The sequence below is a fragment of the Candidatus Streptomyces philanthi genome (genome assembly GCF_059553635.1).
In genome coordinates, this window is record NZ_JCANQV010000390.1 from 1 (window position 1) to 4,421 (window position 4,421).

The following is a 4,421-nucleotide window of genomic DNA, read 5'->3' on the forward strand; positions in this document are numbered from 1 at the left end:
GGTCGTCGGCCCACAGCCGCCAGGGCCGCGGCTCGAAGGCGTCGCGTACGGCGGCGGCGAGCGCGTCCTCACCCTCAGGGGTGAGGGGGAAGCGGGCGAGGACGGCCGGGGCGAGGCCCGCGAGGCCGGTGTCGTCGTCGCGCAGCGCCAGCTCGTCGAGGGCCCAGCGCCAGTTGCTGCCACCGGCGGTGTAGGCGCGCAGCAGCAGGCGGGCCGCGTCACGGCCGTAGGAGGCGAGGTGGCCGAGGACGGACAGGGCGAGGCCGGTGCGCTCCTCGGCGGTGTCGACGTGGTCGTCGGGGTGGAACAGATGCCGTTCGATCTCCTCCAGCCCGCCGTCGAGCTGCATGTAGAGGCGCGCGTAGTACAGGGAGCGGTTCTCCACCTGCCAGTCGCGCCGGGGGTCGCGCCGCACGCAGTCGTTGAGCGCCGCGAGCGCCTCGGCTCGCGGCGCCGCGAGGGCATGCAGGGTCCCGTCGCCGCGGCCTCGCTGGAGGAGGCCGAGCAGGGTACCGCTGGGCGCTATGTCTGGATCGAACATGAGGTCAGCATCCGATGCGGGGAACAGGCTGGCAACGGGATTTCCGCCGACCGGCATTCTTGCCGGTGACCGCGGACCGTATGCCTCCGTCCCGCAGTGGATCGGCGGGCGGACGGCGTGACGGCGGCCGCAGCCTAGCCCGGAATCCGTTGTTCCGCAGCGTCGTGCCCCAGGTCACGGGAGGCCGGAGGCATATTCCGAGGGCACCACCGTATCGGGTCGGGCCAAATCCCTTACAGATGGTCGCAGCCTGTGCGAGAGTCGTCACCCGGCCCTTCAGTTCAGACCCGGGCAGGCCCCGCGCCTCGCGCGACGCCGCGATCCGCGGGCCCGCACCGCACCGGCGCCGCCCGATCACGGAGTTCTCATGCCGTCCCCACTGTCCGCGGACCAGCCCGCCCCCCGGCCGCCCGAGCGCGGCACGGTCGAGGATCTCATCACCCAGGCCCGACGCCTGCGCGGCGGGCTCGACGCCGTACGCCGTGACGCGGCGGGCGACGCCGACACCGACCCGCGGCTGCGCTGGCAGCGCGCCCTGTGCGACCTCGCCGTCCACCACCTCGACGACCTCGACGGCCATCTGGGGCAGCTGCGGGAGGGCCTGCCCCCCGAGGACGAACCGGCCGGCACGGACGGCGCCGCCTACGACACCCCGCGCCGTGCGGCCCCCGCCGCCGAGGAGCATCCGCGCGGCTCGCTGCTGCGGCGGGTGGGCAGCGCCGAGTGGAATCTCCTCACCGACGAGGTCACCTGGTCCGACGAACTGTTCGCGATGTTCGGCAGGTCACCCGCCGACGGCCCGCTCACCCTCGACGAGCTGCCGTCCCTGGTCTTCGCCGAGGACCAGGAACGCCTCGCCGCGATGGTGACCGACTGCCTCGTCGACGGGCGGCCGATCGACGGCGAGTTCCGGATCGTCCGCACCGACGCCAGTGTGCGCACGGTGCACCTGGCGGGTGAACCGGTGCTCGACGCGGACGGCGGCACCGCCTGCATGTGGGCGGTGCTGCGTGACGTCAGCGAGCTGCGCCGCAGCCAGCGGGCGGTGCGCGAGACCCGTGAGTCGTTGCAGCGCGAGCGGCGGATCGCCAGGGCCGAGCACCGGCTCGCCGTCGAGCTCCAGGAGGCCGTGCTGCCGCCCTGGCGCGGCCCGCTCCGCGTCCCGCCGCACGGCCCGGCCGCCCTCGACCTCGCCGGGCACTACCTTCCGGCCGGCACCAGCGCCATGGTCGGCGGCGACTGGTACGACGCGCTGCCGCTCCCCGGCGGGCGGTCGCTGCTGAGCGTCGGCGACCTCACCGGGCACGGGGTGTCCGCGACGTCCCGGATGGCGATGCTGCTCGGGGCACTGCGCGGCCTCGCGGTCGCCGGACACGGCCCGGGGGACCTGCTCGGCCACCTCAACCGGCTGCTGGACGCCTCCGCCCAGCCCGCCCTGGGCAGCGCGCTGTGCTGCCGCTTCGACCCGGAGACCCGGACGCTGGAGTGGGCCCAGGCCGGGCACCCCGCACCGCTGCTGTTCCGCGGCGGTACGGGGCGCGCGCTGGACCCGCCGGAGGGCATGCTGCTCGGCGCCACCGCGGGCGCGGCCTACGCCGAGCGCGCCGAGCGCCTGGAGCCGGGCGATCTGCTGGTGCTGCACACCGAGGCCCTGCTGCCGCACGACGCGCCGGAGGCGGCCGGCCGCTCCGGCAGCGACCGCTTCCTCGCCCTGGCCCCGCGCCTCACGGCGGCCCGCAGCGCACAGGAGTGCCTGCGGATCGCCGTCGAGGAGTTCGGCGGTGCGGGCCGCGAGGACGACGCGTGCCTGCTGATCGCCAGGGTGGGCTGAACCGGCCGTCCCCGGGCGGGGAGTGGGATATCGGGCACCGGGCCACGCGCCCGGCCCCCGTCCTCGGACCGCCGCCGTCCGGGCGTGCGGACGCGTCGCACCGGCGGGCCCGGCACGCCGGGTGAGCCGTACGGTGCGGCGGGCAGCAGGAACGTGCCGTCTGTGCGGTGTGGCCGGTCGTCATCACGTCAGACCGAGAACTTCCCGGCCGGCGCGGGCCCGAGGCCGCCGCCCGGGGCCTTGCCGCGCGGCTTGGGCAGGACCTGCTGGATCTCCTCGCGCAGTGCCTGGATGCCGGGGTGGTGCGCGTACCGGCCGGTGAGCCGGTACATCTCGCGCAGCCGGTCCCAGGTGCGGTGGGAGGAGTTCTCCCCGATGGAGACCAGTGCCAGACGCGCGTAGCGGTCGGCCTGTTCGGGGTCGTTGCCGATGAAGCAGGCCGACGCCATCGAGATGTAGTCGAAGATCTGCGACCTGCGGCGGCCCTCCTGACGCAGCCTCAGCGCCTGCTTGGCGTGGTGCTGGGCCACCGCGGCGGCCGACGGGTCATGGTCGGCGAGCGTCCGGTAGGCCAGGGCCTGCATCCCGTGCAGGTCCGCCTCGTCGAACATCTGCATCCAGCTCGGCGGCGGTACGTCGCCCTTGTCCGAGACGAACAGTTCCTCCGCCTCGCCCAGGGTGCGGCGCATGGCCTGGCCGTGGCCCTTGGACGCCTGCGCCCACGCCTCGATGGTGTGGAGCATGGCGCGGGTGCGCGGCAGGGTCTCCTCGCCGGAGCCGGAGCGGGCCAGCGCCATCAGGTCGAGGGCGTCGTCCGGGCGGCCGAGGTGGACCATCTGGCGGGCGGCCCGGGACAGTGCCTCGCCGGCGCGCGGCCGGTCGCCGCCCTCGCGCGCGGCGTGCGCGGCGATGACGAAGTACTTCTGCGCGGTGGGCTCCAGGCCCACGTCGTGGGACATCCAGCCGGCCAGCACCGCGAGGTTGGCGGCCACGCCCCACAGCCGGCGCTGGAGGTGGTCGGGGTGGCGGTAGGCGAGCATGCCGCCCACCTCGTTGAGCTGGCCGACGACCGCCTTGCGCTGGAGGCCGCCGCCGCGGTTGGCGTCCCAGGCGCGGAACACCTCGACGGAGTGCTCCAGGGCGTCGACCTCCTGCGACCCCACGGGGGCCGCCTCGTAGCGGTCGAAACCGGCCTGGTCGAGGGTGTCGGCGGCGAGCGGCCCGCCCTGGAGGGCGGCGGCCGGGGCCGGTTCGGAGTGCAGCCAGTCGTGCATGGCGCCGGTGAGGGCGGAGCCGGCGGTGAGCGCGGCGCCCGCGCCCACCAGTCCGCGTCGGTTGAGCATGAGGTCCATTCCCGTGAATTCCGTGAGGACCGCTGCGGTCCGGTCCGGGGCCCACGGCAGACCGTCCACGGCCTGCCGCTTCCCCGAGCGACCGGTCCGGGTGAAACCGAGGTCCTCGATGGTTACGACACGGCCGAGGCGCTCGGTGAACAGGGCGGCCAGGACCTTGGGTACGGGATCGCGCGGGGTCTCCCCCGTGTCGATCCAGCGCCGTACGCGCGAGGTGTCGGTCGCCAGCTGCGGGTGGCCCATGGCCGCCGCCTGCCGGTTGACCAGTCTCGCCAGCTCCCCCTTGGACCAGCCCGCCAGGCCGAAAAGATCCGCGAGACGGGTGTTCGGCTCCCTGTCCACGTCAAGCCCCCAGGTTCCTCGACTGCGTCGACAGTAAGCGCCGTCCGCCCGGCCCTGCGAGTATTCGCCAGGGTTCGCCAGGGTCCGCCAGATGGTCTGCCACCCGCGCCCGCGTGTTGTGTAGACCCGCAGCCCCCGGTCCGGTGACGGGACCGCATTCCCCAGGGTGCGCGCTCTTCACGGGGACCTGGGATCGGCCTTCTGCACGGGCCCGTTGCCGGGTTCCCGTCACCGGACCGGGGGAGCGCACACCGCAACTCGTCGGCGCACGAAGGGATCTGTCTCACCCATGTACGCAGCATCGTCCGCCGTGACCGCCGCCGGCCGGCCGCATCGCCCGCAGCCCGGCGGCAGC

2 protein-coding genes and 1 pseudogene are annotated in these 4,421 nt (G+C 74.7%); 1 reads left to right on the top strand and 2 read right to left on the bottom strand.

Features of this window, described 5'->3' with window-relative positions; all coding sequences use genetic code 11:
• Positions 1-541: pseudogene (locus AC51EU_RS27515) on the bottom strand (HEAT repeat domain-containing protein); the annotation flags it as partial.
• A gap of 367 nt (positions 542-908) precedes the next feature.
• Here AC51EU_RS27515 and AC51EU_RS27520 point away from each other — a divergent pair.
• Positions 909-2,372, top strand: coding sequence for a PP2C family protein-serine/threonine phosphatase (locus AC51EU_RS27520; RefSeq protein ID WP_496269792.1), 1,464 nt, complete (start codon positions 909-911; stop codon positions 2,370-2,372).
• Between the two features lie 188 nt (positions 2,373-2,560).
• Here AC51EU_RS27520 and AC51EU_RS27525 read toward each other — a convergent pair whose 3' ends face one another.
• Complete coding sequence (locus AC51EU_RS27525) at positions 2,561-4,066, bottom strand: DNA-binding protein NsdB (RefSeq protein ID WP_496269793.1); 1,506 nt, start codon at positions 4,064-4,066, stop codon at positions 2,561-2,563.
• Positions 4,067-4,421: the final 355 nt, after the last annotated feature.